This is a genomic window from Niveispirillum fermenti (assembly GCF_048066175.1).
GTDB classification, from domain to species: domain Bacteria; phylum Pseudomonadota; class Alphaproteobacteria; order Azospirillales; family Azospirillaceae; genus Niveispirillum; species Niveispirillum fermenti.
The window spans coordinates 18,242-35,266 of the sequence record NZ_JBLTXA010000004.1 but is presented as its reverse complement, the minus strand read 5'-3'; the positions used below and the strand labels follow the sequence as shown (position 1 = coordinate 35,266).

The 17,025-nt window shown below is 67.4% G+C and carries 17 protein-coding genes and 2 tRNA genes; 15 read left to right on the top strand and 4 right to left on the bottom strand.

Features of this window, described 5'->3' with window-relative positions; all coding sequences use genetic code 11:
* Positions 1-109 precede the first annotated feature (109 nt).
* Entirely contained in the window at positions 110-1,258 is a 1,149-nt protein-coding gene (locus tag ACM9LZ_RS05295; protein ID WP_416618304.1) for a pentapeptide repeat-containing protein, read from the top strand.
* Positions 1,259-1,275: 17 nt separating this feature from the next.
* Here ACM9LZ_RS05295 and ACM9LZ_RS05290 read toward each other — a convergent pair whose 3' ends face one another.
* Entirely contained in the window at positions 1,276-2,217 is a 942-nt protein-coding gene (locus ACM9LZ_RS05290; RefSeq protein ID WP_416618303.1) for a nucleoside hydrolase, read from the bottom strand.
* A gap of 85 nt (positions 2,218-2,302) precedes the next feature.
* On the opposite strand from ACM9LZ_RS05290, the gene ACM9LZ_RS05285 reads away from it, so the two are divergent.
* The 6 genes from ACM9LZ_RS05285 to ACM9LZ_RS05260 all read left to right on the top strand — a co-directional run bounded on the left by ACM9LZ_RS05285 (position 2,303) and on the right by ACM9LZ_RS05260 (position 6,973).
* On the top strand, positions 2,303-2,911 hold the full coding sequence (locus tag ACM9LZ_RS05285; protein WP_416618302.1) for an HAD-IB family hydrolase: 609 nt from the start codon (positions 2,303-2,305) through the stop codon (positions 2,909-2,911).
* A 105-nt stretch (positions 2,912-3,016) separates the two neighbouring features.
* Complete coding sequence (locus ACM9LZ_RS05280) at positions 3,017-4,006, top strand: metal ABC transporter solute-binding protein, Zn/Mn family (protein ID WP_416618301.1); 990 nt, start codon at positions 3,017-3,019, stop codon at positions 4,004-4,006.
* A gap of 12 nt (positions 4,007-4,018) precedes the next feature.
* Entirely contained in the window at positions 4,019-4,831 is an 813-nt protein-coding gene (locus tag ACM9LZ_RS05275; protein ID WP_416618300.1) for a metal ABC transporter ATP-binding protein, read from the top strand.
* The gene (locus ACM9LZ_RS05270; RefSeq protein WP_416618299.1) at positions 4,831-5,739 is read left to right on the top strand and encodes a metal ABC transporter permease; all 909 of its coding nucleotides are present in this window, start codon (positions 4,831-4,833) and stop codon (positions 5,737-5,739) included. Before ACM9LZ_RS05275 ends, ACM9LZ_RS05270 begins: the two co-directional genes overlap by 1 nt.
* On the top strand, positions 5,736-6,695 hold the full coding sequence (locus ACM9LZ_RS05265; protein WP_416618298.1) for a metal ABC transporter permease: 960 nt from the start codon (positions 5,736-5,738) through the stop codon (positions 6,693-6,695). Before ACM9LZ_RS05270 ends, ACM9LZ_RS05265 begins: the two co-directional genes overlap by 4 nt.
* Positions 6,692-6,973 carry a hypothetical protein gene (locus tag ACM9LZ_RS05260; protein WP_416618297.1) on the top strand — a complete coding sequence of 94 codons (282 nt, stop codon included), beginning with the start codon at positions 6,692-6,694 and terminating at the stop codon, positions 6,971-6,973. The genes ACM9LZ_RS05265 and ACM9LZ_RS05260 overlap by 4 nt, the downstream gene beginning before the upstream one ends.
* Here the strand turns inward: ACM9LZ_RS05260 and ACM9LZ_RS05255 are convergent.
* The 3 genes from ACM9LZ_RS05255 to ACM9LZ_RS05245 all read right to left on the bottom strand — a co-directional run bounded on the left by ACM9LZ_RS05255 (position 6,948) and on the right by ACM9LZ_RS05245 (position 10,546).
* Positions 6,948-8,555, bottom strand: coding sequence for a glycosyltransferase family protein (locus ACM9LZ_RS05255; protein WP_416618296.1), 1,608 nt, complete (start codon positions 8,553-8,555; stop codon positions 6,948-6,950). The genes ACM9LZ_RS05260 and ACM9LZ_RS05255 overlap by 26 nt on opposite strands.
* Positions 8,556-8,757: 202 nt before the next feature.
* Positions 8,758-9,477, bottom strand: coding sequence for a Bax inhibitor-1/YccA family protein (locus ACM9LZ_RS05250; protein WP_416618295.1), 720 nt, complete (start codon positions 9,475-9,477; stop codon positions 8,758-8,760).
* 130 nt (positions 9,478-9,607) lie between these two features.
* Positions 9,608-10,546, bottom strand: a complete 939-nt coding sequence (locus tag ACM9LZ_RS05245; protein ID WP_416618294.1) for a complex I NDUFA9 subunit family protein — start codon at positions 10,544-10,546, stop codon at positions 9,608-9,610.
* 186 nt (positions 10,547-10,732) lie between these two features.
* Here ACM9LZ_RS05245 and ACM9LZ_RS05240 point away from each other — a divergent pair.
* The 8 genes from ACM9LZ_RS05240 (at position 10,733) to hpf (ending at position 16,970) form a co-directional block, all read left to right on the top strand.
* Positions 10,733-10,817 (top strand) — tRNA-Leu (locus ACM9LZ_RS05240).
* 203 nt (positions 10,818-11,020) lie between these two features.
* Positions 11,021-11,105 (top strand) — tRNA-Leu (locus tag ACM9LZ_RS05235).
* A 211-nt stretch (positions 11,106-11,316) separates the two neighbouring features.
* Positions 11,317-11,928, top strand: coding sequence for a ribonuclease D (locus ACM9LZ_RS05230; protein WP_416618293.1), 612 nt, complete (start codon positions 11,317-11,319; stop codon positions 11,926-11,928).
* 114 nt (positions 11,929-12,042) lie between these two features.
* Positions 12,043-12,720, top strand: a complete 678-nt coding sequence (gene lptC, locus ACM9LZ_RS05225) for an LPS export ABC transporter periplasmic protein LptC (RefSeq protein WP_416618292.1) — start codon at positions 12,043-12,045, stop codon at positions 12,718-12,720.
* The gene (locus ACM9LZ_RS05220; protein WP_416618291.1) at positions 12,717-13,694 is read left to right on the top strand and encodes an LptA/OstA family protein; all 978 of its coding nucleotides are present in this window, start codon (positions 12,717-12,719) and stop codon (positions 13,692-13,694) included. Before lptC ends, ACM9LZ_RS05220 begins: the two co-directional genes overlap by 4 nt.
* Positions 13,691-14,470 carry an LPS export ABC transporter ATP-binding protein gene (gene lptB, locus ACM9LZ_RS05215; RefSeq protein ID WP_416618290.1) on the top strand — a complete coding sequence of 260 codons (780 nt, stop codon included), beginning with the start codon at positions 13,691-13,693 and terminating at the stop codon, positions 14,468-14,470. Before ACM9LZ_RS05220 ends, lptB begins: the two co-directional genes overlap by 4 nt.
* A 234-nt stretch (positions 14,471-14,704) precedes the next feature.
* On the top strand, positions 14,705-16,237 hold the full coding sequence (gene rpoN, locus ACM9LZ_RS05210; RefSeq protein WP_416618289.1) for an RNA polymerase factor sigma-54: 1,533 nt from the start codon (positions 14,705-14,707) through the stop codon (positions 16,235-16,237).
* 115 nt (positions 16,238-16,352) lie between these two features.
* Complete coding sequence (hpf, locus tag ACM9LZ_RS05205; protein ID WP_416618288.1) at positions 16,353-16,970, top strand: ribosome hibernation-promoting factor, HPF/YfiA family; 618 nt, start codon at positions 16,353-16,355, stop codon at positions 16,968-16,970.
* Positions 16,971-17,025 lie beyond the last annotated feature (55 nt).

Genomic DNA, 17,025 nt, shown 5'->3' with positions numbered 1-17,025 from the left:
TAATCATTTATTTCTGCAATCAATACGGTCATCATCCGATTCGCCGTTGGTGAAACGCCATCGTTCATGGCCTTGCCGGCGCGAATTCACGCATACGATCGAATGATTGATGACACAGCGCCCCATCGATACCGGGTCGGCGCGGACCGACCTGACGACGCACCTCGCCATGCATTCCCTTTTCTTGAAGAACAAGGGTGGCCGACGGCTGGAACTTCGCCTTGCCAACCTGGAGGGTACACGCCTTAGGGGATTTGACCTGTCGCAAGCCACCTTGCTGGCGTGCAACCTGTCGCAGACCGATCTGGAGGGCGGCAAGTTCCGGGAAACCGACCTGGCCAACAGCCTGTTCATCGGCGCCAACCTGAAACATTGCGACTTCACCCGGGCCAACCTGCGCGGCGCACGTTTCTACAAGACCGACCTTGCCCAGGCGCGGCTGGACGGCAGCGACCTGCGCGTCGGCAACATGACCCTTCACCGCAAGGGGGCCGGCGGGACGGAAGTGGTCAGTCGCGAGTTCGTGACCGACCTGTCCTTCTGCAATCTGGAGGAGGCGTCACTGGAGGACGCCGTGGTCCGCAAGGTGCGGCTGCGCGGCGTCAACATGCGCAATGCCAACCTGTCCGGCGCCGATTTCAGCGAGAGCGACCTGCAGGGCGTCGTGCTGCTGGGGGCCAGGATGCAGGGCGCCAATTTCCTGCATGCCGACATCAAGGATGCCACCTTCACGGTGAATGACACGACCCGCCGCCTGTTCCAGGGGCTGCCCGCCTTCACCGAACATCTCAACAACCTGGCGGAGATCGACCGGATCGTGGCCGCGCACGAGGAATGGGTGGAAAGCGGCGGCAAGGCCGGCACCCGTGCCGATTTCGCGGGCCGCAAAATGAAAGGCGTCGACCTGCGCGGGCGGGAGCTTTCCACCATCTCCTTCCGTGGGGCCGACCTGACGGGCGCGCAACTGGGCCATGCCAAGCTGGCGGCCAGCGATTTCGGCGGGGCCAACCTGGCCTATGCCGACCTGTCGGGCACCGACCTGCGCGGCGCGGGGTTCGAGGGGGCGACCCTGCGCCACACGGTCCTGGAGGCGGCCAACATGACCGACCTCCAGCTTCGCGGTGGCGGGGCCCTGCCCGTCCGCCTGCATGACGCGGCCGTCGAATGGGTCGATTTCAGCGGGGCGCAGATCCCGCCGGAAAGGCTGAAGGGCGTGAAGCTGCGCGACTGCACGCTGCCGGATCAGGTCACCCCCTGATCCGGGCGCGGGGCCTGTCAAAGCCGGGCCAGCCGCTCCACCAGCAGGTCGAAGAAACCCTCCGCATCCGCCTTCAGCATGTAGAGGACGTTCTTCGGCCGGCCCGTGGTGCCCCAGCGATCGACCACGGTCTGGCCGATGGTCAGCGTGCTCGCCGTCTCCACCTCCACATTCACCTGACGGCCCACGAACAGGTCGGGCCGCAGCAGCCAGGCGATGACGCAGGGATCGTGCAGCGGGCCGCCATCGGTGCCGTATTTGGCCTCGTCATACCGGCGGTAGAAATCCAGCATCTCGTATGTCACGCGCCCCACCGGGCCGGGGATGGCGCGCACCCGGTCCATCTGGTGCTGTGCGGTCAGGACCTGGTGCGTGACGTCCAGCGGGAACATCACGATTTCCACGCCGGATGTCAGCACGATCTGCGCCGCATGCGGATCGACGAAGATGTTGAATTCCGCCACGGGGCTGGAATTTCCCCCTTCCCATTGCGCGCCGCCCATCAGGACGATGCGCCGGATGCGCGCCGCAATGTCGGGCGCGCGGGTCAGGGCCGTGGCGATGTTGGTCAGCGGTCCCAGCGGGCACAGGGTCACACTGCCGGCCGGTTCGGTGCGCAAGGTATCGATGATGAAATCCACCGCGTGCCGTTCCTGCAACGGCATGGTGGGTTCCGGCAGGTCCGGCCCGTCCAGACCTGTGTCGCCATGCACTTCCGGCGCGGTATGCAGGTCCAGGAACAGCGGCCGGTCACAGCCCGCGAACACCTTGGCGTCTGGCCGGCCGGCCAGTTCGCAGATCTTGCGGGCGTTCAGTTCCGTCAGGTGCAGCGGCGCATTGCCGGCCACCGCCGTCACGCCCAGCACCTCGATCTCCCCCGGCGAAGCGAAGGCCAGCAGCATGGCCACGGCATCGTCCTGGCCGGGATCGGTGTCGATAATGATCTTCTCGCGCGCCATGGCGCCCCTCCATAACCGGTCTGGCCCTGCACATAGCGGGAAAACGGTTGCCGGAAAAGCATGCCGCCTGTTTTATGCGCGCATCATGACGCGACGCATCGCCATTTTTGATTTCGACGGCACCCTGGTGGGGGGCGACAGCCTGCTGCCCTTCCTGGGGCGGGTGGCGGGGCGCATGCGCTCCGGCCTGGTTTTCGCCCGGGCCATCCGTGCAGGGCTGATGCGGGCCGGCAGCAATCCCGACGATGATCTGCGCACCCGCATCAAGGCCGGCATGCTGGCCCGCGCCCTGACGGGCGTGCCGCTGGAACAGGCCCACGCGGCAGCCGACCAGATGCGCCGCTGGCCGCGCTGGCACCAGCCGACACTGACAGCCCTGAAGCGTCATGCCGATGCGGGAGACATGGTGGTGGTGGCCACGGGCGCGCTGTCACTCTACATACCAACCCTGCTGGATGGGTTGCCCGTCGACCGGCTTCTGGCAACCGAGATGGAGGTGGCGGACGGCGTGCTGACGGGGCGCATGCAGGGCGGCAATTGCGTGCGGGCGGAAAAGGCCCGGCGGGTATCGGCCCTGCTGGCCGAACTGGGGCCGTTCGACGAGACGCACGGCTATGGCAACCGCCCGTCCGATCTGCCCTTCCTGGCCCTGATGAGCCACCCGACCGTGATTCCCACCGTGCCCCGGCGATGATGTTGCGATAGAACTAACCCGATCATCGCCTTGCAGCCGGCTTTGGCCGGTTTATATGCAGGAGATGAGCCACCAGCAAGGTCCCGTACCAGAAAGCCGCCGCCCGTGCCGCCCGATGTCCGCCTCCCCCGCCGCCATATGCTGGCCCTGGCCGCCGCCGGGTCGCTGCTGGCCGCGCCCGGCGGCCGGGCTGCGGCCCAGGTCCCGCCGGGGCCGGCGCTGCTGGCCACGACGGGACAGGTGGCCGAACTGCTGCGCGCCGTTGCGGGAGACGCGGCCCGTATTTCCAGCCTGATGGGGGAAGGCATCGACCCGCACAGCTACAAGCTGACGCGGGCCGACACGGTGGCGCTGATGAAGGCCGACGCCGTGTTCCATAGCGGCCTGCTGCTGGAAGGCCGCATGGGCGAGATGCTGGCCCGGCTGGCCGATGCCGGCCATCCCGTGCATGAGGCGGCCGGCGCCCTTCCCGCCGACCGGCTGATCCACCCGGATGGGGCCGACGGGCATCCCGACCCGCATGTCTGGATGGACCCGACGCTGTGGCGGCTGGCCCTTCTGGGCGTCCGGGACCGCCTGTCCACCCTTTACCCCGCCCTGGCCGGCGGGTTCGCGGCACGGGCCGAACAGGCGGCGGGCGATTACGACCGTTTGCACGCCTATGCCGCGCGCGTGCTGGGCAGCGTGCCCGGACGGGGCCGCGTCCTGGTCACGGCGCATGACGCCTTCGCCTATCTGGGCCGCGCCTATGGGCTGGAGGTTGTGGGCATCCAGGGCATCAGCACCGAGTCGGAGGCGGGGCTGCAGCGCATCGAGGCCATGGTGTCGATGCTGGTGGAACGTCGCATCGCGGCGGTCTTCGTGGAAACGTCGGTCTCCGACCGCAATGTGCGGGCACTGGTCCAGGGCGCTGCGGCGCGCGGGCACAAGGTGGCGGTCGGTGGCGCACTCTATTCCGACGCGATGGGGCCGGCCGGCAGCTATGAAGGCACCTATGTCGGCATGATCGACCACAATGTCACCACCATCGCCCGCGCCCTGGGTGGAACCGTGCCGGATGGCGGGTTCCAGGGCCGGCTTGCCGCCGCGCGATAAGGGGGAGATGGCATGCTGCAGCGCCTTTCCACCGATAATTTCGTGCCGCCGGCCGATGCCGGCGTTGGGGCCCTGTCCGTCAAGGGCCTGTCGGTCGCCTATCATCAGCGGCTTGTCCTGCGCGATGTGACCTGGACGGCCCCGGCTCAGGGGCTGGTGGCCGTGGTCGGTCCGAACGGGGCGGGCAAGTCCACCTTCCTGAAGGCCGTGCTGGGCCTCACCCCCGCCCTGGCGGGGGAGGTGGAGATCTATGGCCGGCCGCTGAAGCGCCAGCGTGCCCTGGTGGGCTATGTGCCCCAGCGCGAATCGGTGGACTGGGACTTTCCCGTCAGCGCGCTGGACGTGGTGACCATGGGGCGGTATGGCCTGATCGGCTGGGGCCGCCGCATCACGCCCGGACACCGGGCGGCGGCGATGGCCGCCCTGGACCGTGTCGGACTGGCCGACATGGCGGGGCGCCAGATCGGCCAATTGTCGGGCGGGCAGCAGCAGCGCGTCTTCCTGGCGCGCGCGCTTGCCCAGGAAGCGCGCATCTATTTCATGGACGAGCCGCTGGCCGGCGTGGACGCCGCCACGGAACAGGCCATCCTGGCCGTGCTGCGCGAACTGGACGCCGAGGGACGGACCGTCATCTGCGTCCACCATGACCTGCAGACCGTGGCGGCCACCTTCGACCATGTGCTGATGCTGAATGGCGGGCTGGTCGCAGCCGGTCCCATGGCCGATACGCTGACAGAGGCCAACCTGCGCAGCACCTATGGCCATCAGGCCGGTGGCCTGTTGTATGGCCATCAGGCCGCCGGCCCGATGGCGGAACGACGCTGATGGGTGGTATCGGCCACAATACGCTGGTCGTGCTGGGCGGGGCGACGGCGCTGGGGCTGGCCGCGGGCATGGTCGGCTGTTTCATGGTGCTGCGCCGCCGCGCCCTGGTCAGCGACGCGCTGAGCCACGCCACCCTGCCCGGTCTGGTCGCTGCCTTCCTGGCCGGGCTGGCGCTGGGGGTGGAGGGGCGGTCGCTGCCCCTGCTGCTGGCCGGAGCAGCCGCCAGCGGCGCCCTGTCCGTGGCGGCCATCCAGGTCATCACCCGTTGGACCCGCCTGGCGGAGGATGCAGCCATCGGGGCCGTGCTGTCGGTCTTTTTCGGGGTCGGCGTCGTGCTGCTGTCGGTGGTGCAGGAACTGCCCGCGGCCAACGCCGCCGGTCTGAAGGGCTTCCTGTTCGGACAGACGGCGGCCATGCATCGGGGCGAGGCGCTGGGCCTGGCCGCACTGGCCCTGCTGGCGGCCGTGGCCGTCTGGATATTCTTCAAGGAATTCCGCCTGCTGGCCTTTGACGAGGGGTTCGCCCGCGCCGCGGGCTGGCCCACGGGCCGTTTCGACCTGGGCCTGATGGCGCTGGTCACGCTGGTCACCGTGGTGGGCCTGCAGACCGTGGGGCTGGTGCTGATCATCGCGCTGTTGATCACCCCAGCCGCCACGGCCCGGTTCTGGACCGACGATCTGGGCCATATGCTGGCCATCGCCGGGCTGTTCGGTGCGGCGTCAGGCGGCATCGGTGCCCTGCTGTCGGCCCGTTTCGCCGACCTGCCGGCCGGGGCCGTCATTGTGCTGGTCGCCACGGGCTTCTTCTTCGCCAGCCTGCTGGTGGCGCCGTCGCGCGGGCTGCTGGGCCGCAGTCTGCGCCGGGCGCGGCTGCGGCGCCGGCTCCTGGCGGGGGAACCGCTGTCGTGACCCTGCCCGACGCCCAGACCTTCCTTTCCATCGACCTGCCAGCCCTGCTGGCCGCCCTGTTCGCCTGCCTGTCCTGCGCGCTGGTGGGCAATTTCCTGGTGCTGCGGCGGCAAAGCCTGATGGGCGATGCCATCGCCCATGCCGTGCTGCCCGGCATCGTGGCCGGCTTCCTGGTCGCCGGCACGCGCGACACCTTTCCCATGCTGGCCGGTGCGCTGGTGGCCGCCCTGGTGGCCGGCGGCCTGATCGAACTGGTGCGACGCCTGGGCCGGGTAGAGGCAGGGGCCGCGATGGGCGTGGTCTTCACCGGCATGTTCGCCCTGGGTGTGGTGCTGATCGAACAGGGGGCCGCGCGGCAGGTGGACCTGGATGCCGATTGCGTGCTGTACGGCCAGTTGGAATCCATCCTGTGGCTGGCGCCGCGTGGCTGGGCGGACCTGGCCGACCCCGCCATCTGGGCGGCATTGCCGCGCCAGGTGGTGCAACTGGCCGTCGTCTTCGTTCTGTGTCTGGCGGTCATCCTGTTCTTCTTCAAGGAATTCACGCTGGTCAGCTTCGATGCCGCCCTGGCCGATACGCTGGGCCTGAAAAGCGGGCTGGTGCAGCATGCCATCGTGGCCCTGGCCGCCCTGGCCGCCATCGCCGCGTTCGAGGCGGTGGGATCGATCCTGGTCATTGCCATGCTGATCTGTCCCGCCGCCACGGCCCGGCTCTATACCGACCGCATGGGCGGGCAGGTGACGCTGTCGCTGCTGATCGGGGGTGCCACGGGGCTGGGCGGCTATGGGCTGGGTGCCTTCGGTCCTGCGCTGCTGGGCTATGACATGGCTGTCAATGCCGCGGGTGCCATCGCCACGCTGGCCGGCATCATCCTGGGCCTTTCCATCCTGCTGGCACCGCGCTATGGCGTCATCGCCCGGCAGCGGCGCCGGATGGTGGATGGGGTGATGGCGTGAACGCGACCGAACTGGCCTATGTGGTGCTGGGCGTGACGGCGGGCACGGCCGCCGCCTGCCGGGCGCTGGCCACCCATGGCGGCTGCTTCACCATCATGGACACCGACCAGGATCGGGGCCACCGCCTGACCCTGGCCCTGAACACGGGCAGCCGCGGGCGCGCCATCTTCATCCCCGGCAACCCGGAAAATGCCGGGGACCGGGCCGACGCGCTGGCCGAAACCGCCCGCTGCTGGCCTGATCAGGCCGCCATCATCCTGTCGCCCGCAGGGCCCTGACCCCGTCCAGGATTTGCCGCAGCATTTCCTGGCGTGACGACAATTGGGCAAAGCGGGCGCGGGCCGCCGCCACGGCCGCCGCGCGCGCGGCGGGATCGTCGGCCAGCCGCGCAGCGGCCACGGCGAAATCGCCGAAACCGGCCAGATGGAAGGCCGGGCCCACCACGGTGCCAACATCACCCGCGGCCAGGCTGTAGGCCGGCACGCCCGCCGACAGCGCATAGGCCGCCGAACTGCCGCCGCCGCCCCGCGGCGGGTTGAGATAAAGATCACAGACCGACAGGACCCCCATCACGTCCGTCTCATAGCCATGGGCCCGCGACCGCGCGGCCAGATGCGGACAGGGGGCCACGCGGTGGTCATATTCCTCCATGGGTCCCACGAACAGGAAGAACAGGCGCGGTTCCCGCCGCACCATGTCATCCAGCACCGCCGCAAAGGCCGGCGTCACCTCGCTGGCCAGCCGCAGACCGACGATCGCCGTCAGGATGGCATCCTCCGGCACGCCCAGCGCCGCCCGGCTGCGGGGGGCACCGGCCGGCGGCGGGGCATAGGTGTAGTTGATGGACAGCACGCGCCCGCGCGTCAGCCCGGCCGCAGCCAGCGCCGCGTCGTCGCCCGGGCCGACCACGCGCGGCAGGGCCAGATAGTCGGGTTCGGCCAGCGGCAGGTAACTGCCATAGGGAATGGCCACCACATCCACCAGCCCCCGGCACAGGTCGGCCACCGGGCTCATCGTGCCGAAGGACAGGACCATGTCGGGCTTCATGTCCAGGATCTCATCCACCATGGCGGCAGCCATGTCCGGGCTGGTGAAGCCGGGCGGCAGGTGGCGGAAAGGGATGGGCAGGCCATCGGCCGTCAGGCGCCGGATGGCCACCAGTTCGGCATCAGCCGAACTGGTAAAACCGCCCAGGCAGGGGAAATGGGCCGATACCGGACCATCCGCAGTATTGACCAGTACCACGCGCCGCCCCAGCCGAAGGATCAGCGTGCGGGCGAAATCGACGATATCCAGCGAAGGCTGGTGCATGCCGCGCACGAACTGGCCCGTCAGCAGCACGATCAGGTCCCGCTGCCTGTCCGCCCGCGCCACGGGCTGCCGCCCGGCCAGGGCGGGGCGGTAAGCCTGCAGGATGGCATGCCACAGCCGCCGCAGCGCCAGATCATGGGCATGAGGGTCATTTACCCGGATGCGGTTGGACCAGAGGGCGAAATTGACGCCGCGCAACACATAATCGGCCTGGGCCAGCATGGTCCGCGGCCGGTCGGCGGAAAGGTCGGCGGCCAGGCAATCCACCGCCGCCGTCGCACCATCGCCGTCCAGCAGCAGATGGGCACGCAGCAGATGCAGGATCGCCCGGGAACGCAGAGTGTCGGGTGGCGGTACCGCATCCAGCACCGCGCCCAGGGCCGCTTCCGTCACCCGCCCTTCCTGCCGGGCAGCAACCAGGGCCTCCATCCGCCCCTGCAGGCGGGCCCAGCGGTCGGCATCGTACAACATGCCGTCCAGCGGTGGGGCCAGGTCCCGGCCCAGGGCCGCCAGAAGCGCGGGAACATCGGCGGCGGGCTGTGGGATCATGGCGCGTCACGGCGGGCGGTGGTCGGGTCCGCCCGCACGGTAGAAGATGGCCGACACCTTGTCACGGCCCCTGTCACGCCGCCCGACGCAGCCGGGACCGCCGCCGCCCGACGCAAGCCCACCGGGGCCCGAAAACGAAAGCGCCCGGCATGGGGGTTCCCATGCCGGGCGCTGCCCGCGTCAACGGACCTGAGCCACGATCCTATTCGTTGCGCTGGCCCATCAGGGACAGCAGCATCTGGAACAGGTTGATGAAGTTCAGGTAGAGCGACAGGGCACCCATGACGGCAAGGCGGCTGTTCGCCTCCTCTCCCCAGGAAGAGGCATAGCTCTCCTTGATGTTCTGGGTATCCCACGCGGTCAGACCCGTGAAGACCACGACGCCGATCACAGAGATGGCGAATTGCAGGGCGCTGGACGCCAGGAAGATATTGACCAGGCTGGCGATGATGATGCCGATCAGGCCCATCACCATGAAGCTGCCCATCTTGGACAGGTTGGCCTTGGTCGTATAGCCGTAAAGGCTGGTGCCGGCGAACATGGCGGCCGTGATGAAGAACACGCGCGCAATGCTGGCACCGGTGAAGACCAGGAAGATGCTCATCATCGACAGGCCCATCAGGCCGCTGAAGATGATCAGGCTGGTTCGCAGGGCCGTCGCCGACATCCGGTCGGGCCGGAAGCCGAAGAAGATGAAGCCCAGCGGGGCCAGCATCACGACCCACTTCAGCGGGGTGCCGTAGATGAGGGCCACCAGGGCTTCGCTCTGGGCGCCGACGAACGCGACGACACCCGTGATTGCCAACGCCATGCACATGTAGTTGTAGACGCGCAGCATATGGGCACGCAGACCGGCGTCGAAAGTCGCCTGATCCATGGCCCGGCTGGACGCCGCATACGGATTATAGGGTCCGTTTACCATCGAAGTATCCTCGACAGGGGCTGTTGAGAGGTACGCACACGCGGGATATATTGGGGGATGGGGGGCCCGGATCAACGGAAAAAGCCCTGCATTACACGCATTTCATGCGGGCTGTGCCCTGCCCGCGCCGTCAATGCGCCCCACCGGGCGGCTTCAGATAGGTCGGCACGACCAGTTCCAGGGCCGTCGGGCGGACACCCAGCGCGGCCAGCCCCGGCAGGGCGCCGGACACCACATTGTCGCATTTCAGCAGTTCAACCTGATCGCGCGTCAGGGGCTTGCCGGGCAGCATTTCCATAAAGAATGCCTGTATCCGGGCCAGCGCGAAGGGAATCGGCAACAGCAGCCGGTGCGGCACGCCCGCCTGCCGGCAGGTATAGGCCAGCAGCGCGCGGAAACTGTAGACCTGCGGGCCGCCCAGTTCATGGATGCGCCCCCGCGCCGCGGGAACGACGAGAGCCGCCAGGACGGCATCCGCCACGTCCCCGACATGAACGGGCTGGAACCGCGTATGCCCGCCGCCGATCAGCGGCAGGAAGGGCAGCAGCCAGGCCATGCGGCCGAACCGCGCGAAGAACCCGTCACCCGGCCCGAACACGATGGAGGGGCGAAGAATGACGGCACCGGGAAAGGCCGCCGACACGGCCGCTTCCCCCGCAGCCTTGGACCGGGCATAGGCGGAAGGCGAGGCAGCATCCGCACCGATGGCCGAGATATGGACGAAATGACGGGCACCGGCCGCATGTGCGGCACGGGCGATGCGTTCCGCCGCACGGTGCTGCACGGCATCGAAACCCCCGCCCCGCCCCGGTGCCAGGATGCCGATCAGGTTGATGACGATATCGGCCCCGGCCACCGCGCGCGAAACGGAGGCATCGTCATGGATGTCGGCCGCCACCGGCACCACCTGCCCGACCTCACCCAGCGGGCGCAGGCCGGCCAGCAGGCCCGGCCGGCGGGACGGAATGACGACCATGGCACCGGCGCGCGTCAGCCGCTGCACGACATGGCGGCCGATGAACCCGCCCCCGCCGAACAGAACCGCCTTGCGCCCGTTCAGATCGCCCATGACCGCCTGCCTCCCGCCCTGTATGGTGCCGATGATAGCACAGACCGGCATATAGCCCGACCGGCATGCCGAAAAAGCCGGCCGACCATGAAAAACATCTGTTGACGACACCGAAGCGGGTCATTATAAGCCCCCTCCACGACGCACTGCCAGACGGCAACGACGGATGGATGCGGTTCGGAAAACGCCCAGATGGCGGAATTGGTAGACGCGCAGGTTTCAGGTACCTGTGCCGCAAGGCGTGGAAGTTCGAGTCTTCTTCTGGGCACCATTCCGATAGTAACGCTGTTCAGGCCGCCGGCATCCCCGGCGGCCTGAAGCGTTTTTGGGGCCCCGTGCCAGCCCGACACGGGCCGGAAATGCCGCCTTCCGATTTTCTGCAAAAGATGTGTTGACGCCTCCGGCGCGGGTCGCTATACACCCGCCCCACGACGCACCACCCGACGGCAACGACGGGCGGCGCGGTTCGGAAATGCCCAGGTGGCGGAATTGGTAGACGCGCAGGTTTCAGGTACCTGTGCCGCAAGGCGTGGAAGTTCGAGTCTTCTCCTGGGCACCATTCCGATAGTAACGCTGTTCAGGCCGCCGGCACCCCCGGCGGCCTGAAGCGTTTTGGGCCTTGCCCCTTCCCGGCATCGGACCCTTGCGGCATCGGCCCTTGCGACGGCGGGGCAGGCAACCGATAAGGAAGATGAGCCGGGGCCTGGAACACCTGGCGAAGACCACCCTGTCCCCTCCCCCTCCTGAATGCCTGCCAAGGAACCGCACCCATGTCGATCACGCTGTATGATGGTGACCTGCCCGATGGCCTCGACCTCGGTCCCGTGGTAGCCGTCGATACGGAAACGATGGGCCTGAACCCCATCCGCGACCGGCTGTGTCTGGTGCAGCTTTCCGGCGGGGACGGCAACGCGCATCTGGTGCAGATCCGCCGGGGCCAGAGGACGGCCCCGAACCTGGCCCGCCTTCTGTCCGACACGGGCACGCTGAAGCTGTTCCATTTCGCCCGGTTCGACGTGGCCGTTCTTCGCCATGCGCTGGGCATCGTCTGCCAGCCCATCTATTGCACGAAGATCGTGTCCAAGCTGGTCCGCACCTCCACCGACCGGCATGGCCTGAAGGACCTGTGCAAGGAACTGACGGGGATCGAACTGTCCAAGCAGCAGCAATCCAGCGACTGGGGCGCCGCCGAACTGAACGAGGAGCAGCTGAAGTACGCCGCGTCCGACGTGCTGTACCTGCACCAGATCAAGCAGAAGCTGGATGCCCTGCTGGAACGCGAGGGCCGGCACGAACTGGCACAGGCCTGCTTCGCCTTCCTGCCGGCGCGCGGCCAGCTCGACCTGCTGGGCTGGGACGAGCCGGATATTTTCTCGCACTGAGCCCCGCGCGCCCCGCATGGCGGGCCGGCCCTGTGCGGCGCGTCACAGAATTGCCGCCAACAAACACCATGCTGTCATCTGCCTGAACATTATCCAAAGGAACGTCCCGCCCTGATGGCCCTGCCTGAAACCCCGTCCAGCCGGCCGACCACGGCACGCCTGTCCGCAGGCGGCAGACGGGACCCCTATGCCCATACGCGGGCGGTGCGGGTGGCGCGGGTGGCCTTGCCGGCCCTGGCCGGCGCGGTGTTGCTGACCATCTTCATCTGGCCGCTGCTGGGCGGGTCGCCGGACAAGTCGCGCCCCGGCCCGGCGCAAGGGGACCTGGAACTGACCCAGGCCCGCTATCTGGGTACCGACACCAGCGACCAGCCGTTCGAGATCAGGGCGCAGCGCGCAGCACAACAGGGCGGGGAGGGTTCGGTCGTGGATCTGTCGGCCCCCCAGGCCGATATCACCTTGAAGCAGGGAACATGGCTGGCCATGGCCGCAGAGACCGGCATCTATGACCAGGACCGCCAGGTGCTGACCCTGGACGGGGCCGTATCCTTCTACCATGGATCGGGCTATGAACTGCGCACGCCGGCCGCCACATTGGATGTGAAGCAGGGCATCGCCTGGGGCAACCGCCCGGTGGAGGGCCAGGGACCGCTTGGAACGGTGGAGGCCGGCGGCTTCCGCGTGCTGAACGATGGCGACACCCTGGTCTTCACGGGCCATGCACGCCTTCGGACCTTCGGTGCCGCCGGCAAGACCACAAGTAACGAGAAGCCGGGGGAAACGGCGCCATGATGGCTGTATCGCGCGGACATAAGGTGTGGGCACGCCGGCTGGCGCCTTTGGCGCTGGGGCTGACGTTGGCCGCCGGCACCGGCCTGGCGCAGCAGGGACCCGATGCCCCCCAGGGCCCGGGGGCGCCCGAGGCCGCCGCTACCCCATCCCTGGATATCGGCGGGTCCCGTCCCATCGATATCGAGGCACCCGGCGGTTTCGAGTATCATGACAAGCAGCAGGTCGCCATCGCGCGCGGCGGGGCCACGGCCACGCAGGACGACATGGCCCTGACGGCCGACACACTGGCCGCCTATTTCCGCAAGGCGGAGAATGGCGGCAACGAGGTCTACCGTCTGCTGGCGGAAGGCAATGTGCGCATCACGAACAATGACCGCGTGGCCTACGGCTCGCGCGCCATCTACGATCTGGATCGGTCTGTGGCCGTGCTGACGGGCGAGGGCCTGCGCCTGACCACGCCGACGGAAACCGTCACGGCACGCGACAGCCTGGAATATTGGCGCGAGCAGGAACTGGCCGTGGCGCGGGGCGACGCCCTGGCGGCGCGCGACAAGGACCGCATCCGCGCCGACCGTCTGGTCGCCCTGCTGGCGCGTGACGACCAGGACAAGCTGGGCCTTTCGCGCGTCGATGGCGACGGCAATGTCGTCATCACCACCCAGTCCGAAACGGCGCGCGGCGAGAAGGGCACATACGATCTGGACAGCGAGATGGCGCTGCTGACCGGGAATGTCCGGGTCACGCGCGGCCAGAACCAGTTGAACGGCCCCGCCGCCGAGGTGGACCTGCGATCGGGTGTCAGCCGCATCCTGTCGCGCGTGCCCGGCGCACCGGCCCCGGCCGGCACGTCCGCCCCGCCCCGTGACGGGTCGGGCGAGCGTGTGCGCGGCCTGTTTATTCCCAACCGGCAAGGCGAAGGCGGCGTGCCGCAGCAGCCGGCGCCGGCCAACCCGCAGGGGAGTTCCACGCCATGACCCAACCGACCCAGGATCAGCCCGGCTCGACCGGTCCCCGTCTGGTGGCGGAAAATGCGGGGCTCGTCGCCTCGCGCATCGGCAAGGCCTACAAGGGCCGGCCCGTCCTGCGCGACATCAGCCTGTCGGTGAACCGGGGAGAGGCCGTCGGCCTGCTGGGGCCCAACGGCGCGGGCAAGACCACCTGCTTCTACATCATCACCGGCCTGATCCTGCCCGATCACGGGTCCATCACGCTGGACGGGATGGATGTGACGGACCTGCCCATGTATCGCCGTGCGCGGCTGGGCATCGGCTATCTGCCGCAGGAAGCCAGCATCTTCCGTGGCCTGTCCGTGGAGAACAATATCCGCGCCGTGCTGGAGGTGGTGGAGCCTGACCGCAACGTGCGCGAACAGCGGCTGGACGAACTGCTGGCCGAGTTTTCCATCACCCATCTGCGCCGCACGCCGGCCCTGGCCCTGTCGGGCGGCGAGCGGCGGCGCGCGGAAATTGCGCGCGCCCTGGCCAGCCAGCCGCACTTCATCCTGCTGGACGAACCATTCGCCGGCGTGGACCCCATCGCCGTGAACGAGATCCGCGAACTTGTCAGCCACCTGCGTGAACGCGGCATCGGCGTGCTGATCACCGACCACAATGTCCGCGAGACGCTGGATATCGTGGACCGCGCCTATATCCTGCATGACGGCGTCGTGCTGATGGAAGGCAAGCCGTCGGAGATTGTGGCCCACAAGGATGTGCGCCGCGTCTATCTGGGCGAACGCTTCAGCCTCTGACAATCCTGCGTCCCGTTTCTGTTCGGGCTGCCGCCATGGGTCCCCGGCCGGGCCGGTGACGCTGTGCATAGGCCATTGGCCCTAGCCCCGCGTTTCAGGAATTCCGCCTTTTGGCCGTAATTGTTGCGATATGGGGCCGAGATTCGTACTGTTGTGCCAATCAGGCGGATCGGTCCCGGGGTTTGACGCCCCGCAATCCGGCCGCACCCCTTAACCGGTGGTGTTTTCAGGGAAATGGCGCTCCAGCAACGGCTCGATATACGTCAGTCACAGTCGCTGGTGATGACGCCGCAATTGCAGCAGGCCATCAAGCTGCTGCAATTGTCCAACCTTGAACTGGCCGACTATGTGGACCAGGAACTGGAACGCAACCCCCTGCTGGAGCGCGACGACGGGGAGGGCTGGAACGATGCCCCCGCCAACGGCGTAGACCGGGAGGAAGCGGCCCCCGTTCCGGCAGAGGGTCGCGTGGCCGACACGGTGGAACTGGCCACCAGCGACCGGCTGGGCGCCTCCGGTGACGCACCGCTGGATACCGATTTCGAGAATGTCTATACCAACAGTTCCACGGCCGACATGGAAAGCGCCGGCTTGGGGTCCGGGGAACAGTTCGGCGACTGGTCGTCCCGCGGTGGCGGGTTCGACGATGACGAATCCGGTTTCGAAGCGACGCTGACCGAGCGGCCCAAGCTGCGCGACCATCTGGAGGAACAGATCACCATGGATCTGTCCGACCGGGCGGATCGCATGGTGGCCTTCGCCCTGATGGATCACCTGGACGAGGCCGGCTATTTCACGGGCAGCCTGGAAGAGGTGGCCGTGCAACTGGGCTGCGGGCTGGAACAGGTGGAAGCCGTGCTGAAGCGCCTGCAGCGCTTCGACCCGGCCGGCATCTTCGCCCGCACGCTGTCGGAATGCCTGGCCATCCAGTTGCGGGAGAAGAACCGGCTGGACCCCTGCATGCAGGCGCTGCTGGACAACCTGCCCCTTCTGGCGGCCCGCAATCTGCAACAGCTTCTGAAGGTCTGCGGCTGCGACGCCGAGGACCTGTCGGACATGGTGGCCGAGATCAAGGCCCTGAACCCCAAGCCGGCACTGGCCTTCGATTTCGAGCCGGTGCAGACGGTGGTGCCCGACATCCTGATGCGGGCCAGCCCCGGCGGCGGCTGGATCGTGGAACTGAATAACGACACGCTGCCGCGCGTGCTGGTCAACCAGCGCTATCATTCCCGCGTCAATGCCGGGGCCCGCAACAAGCAGGAAAAGGAATATATCGCCGAGCAGTTCCAGTCGGCGAGCTGGCTGGTGAAAAGCCTGCATCAGCGGGCCAACACCATCCTGAAGGTGGCGACCGAGATCGTGCGCCAGCAGGACGCCTTTTTCCTGCATGGGCTGCAATTCATGAAACCGCTGATCCTGCGCGACATCGCGGAGGCCATCGGCATGCATGAAAGCACCGTCAGCCGGGTTACCACCAATAAGTTCCTGTCCAGCCCCCGCGGGGTCTTCGAACTTAAGTACTTCTTCACTTCCGCCATCCAAGGTGCCGACGGTCAGGCGGCCCATTCGGCGGAAGCCGTGCGTTATCGTATCAAGGCCCTGATCGATGCGGAAAAGGCGGACGACACGCTGTCGGATGATAAAATCGTCGAAATCCTGCGGGCGGACGGGATCGACATTGCACGACGGACGGTCGCAAAGTATCGTGAGGGTATGAAGATACCCTCTTCAGTCCAGCGCCGTCGGGAGAAGGCCCTTGGGTTGTAGTCCCTGCGCTGGCCGTTGAAGGAAGACCTGTCCTGGGGCACTCCCGGTCTGGATGCCGGTCCCGGGTCGACGGTTCCTTCAATATGGCCATGCGCCCTTAAACGACAGGTCGAATATGCAAGTCACCGTCAAAGGCAAGCAACTGGATGTGGGAGATGCCCTGCGGACCCACGTGAAGGATCAGCTGGCATCCTTGGTCGGGAAATATTTCGGCAATCCGATAGAGGCGACGGTCATCCTTTCCAAGGATGCTCATCTGTACAAGGCGGATATCCAGGTCCATGTGGGCCGCGGCATCCTGCTGCAATCGAACGCCGAAGCGACGGAACCCTACCCCGCCTTCGACGAAGCCGCCGACAGGGTCGCCAAGCGCCTGCGCCGCTATAAGCGCCGGCTGAAGGACCATCACGAGCGAACGAACCTGAACCAGCTTCCCGTTCAGCCGGCCCGCAAGTACATCCTTGAAGCGGCCGCGGAAACAGACGATTATGAGGAGGATGAAAACACCCCGCCGGAGGCCAATGGCCATTACGGCACGGTCGTCGCCGAGATGGAAACCGCCATCGAAATGCTGACCGTCAGCGAGGCCGTGATGCGCATGGACCTTGCGGAATTGCCGGCCTTGATGTTCCGTAACCGGGCACATGGCGGCTTGAACATGATATACCGCCGCCCGGATGGCAATATCGGCTGGGTCGATCCCGCCGGTGCGAACGGTTCGTTGAAACAGTAAGGCGATGCGTACCCCATGGCTCTTTCCTTGCGCTCCGTATCCCCTTCATTGCAGG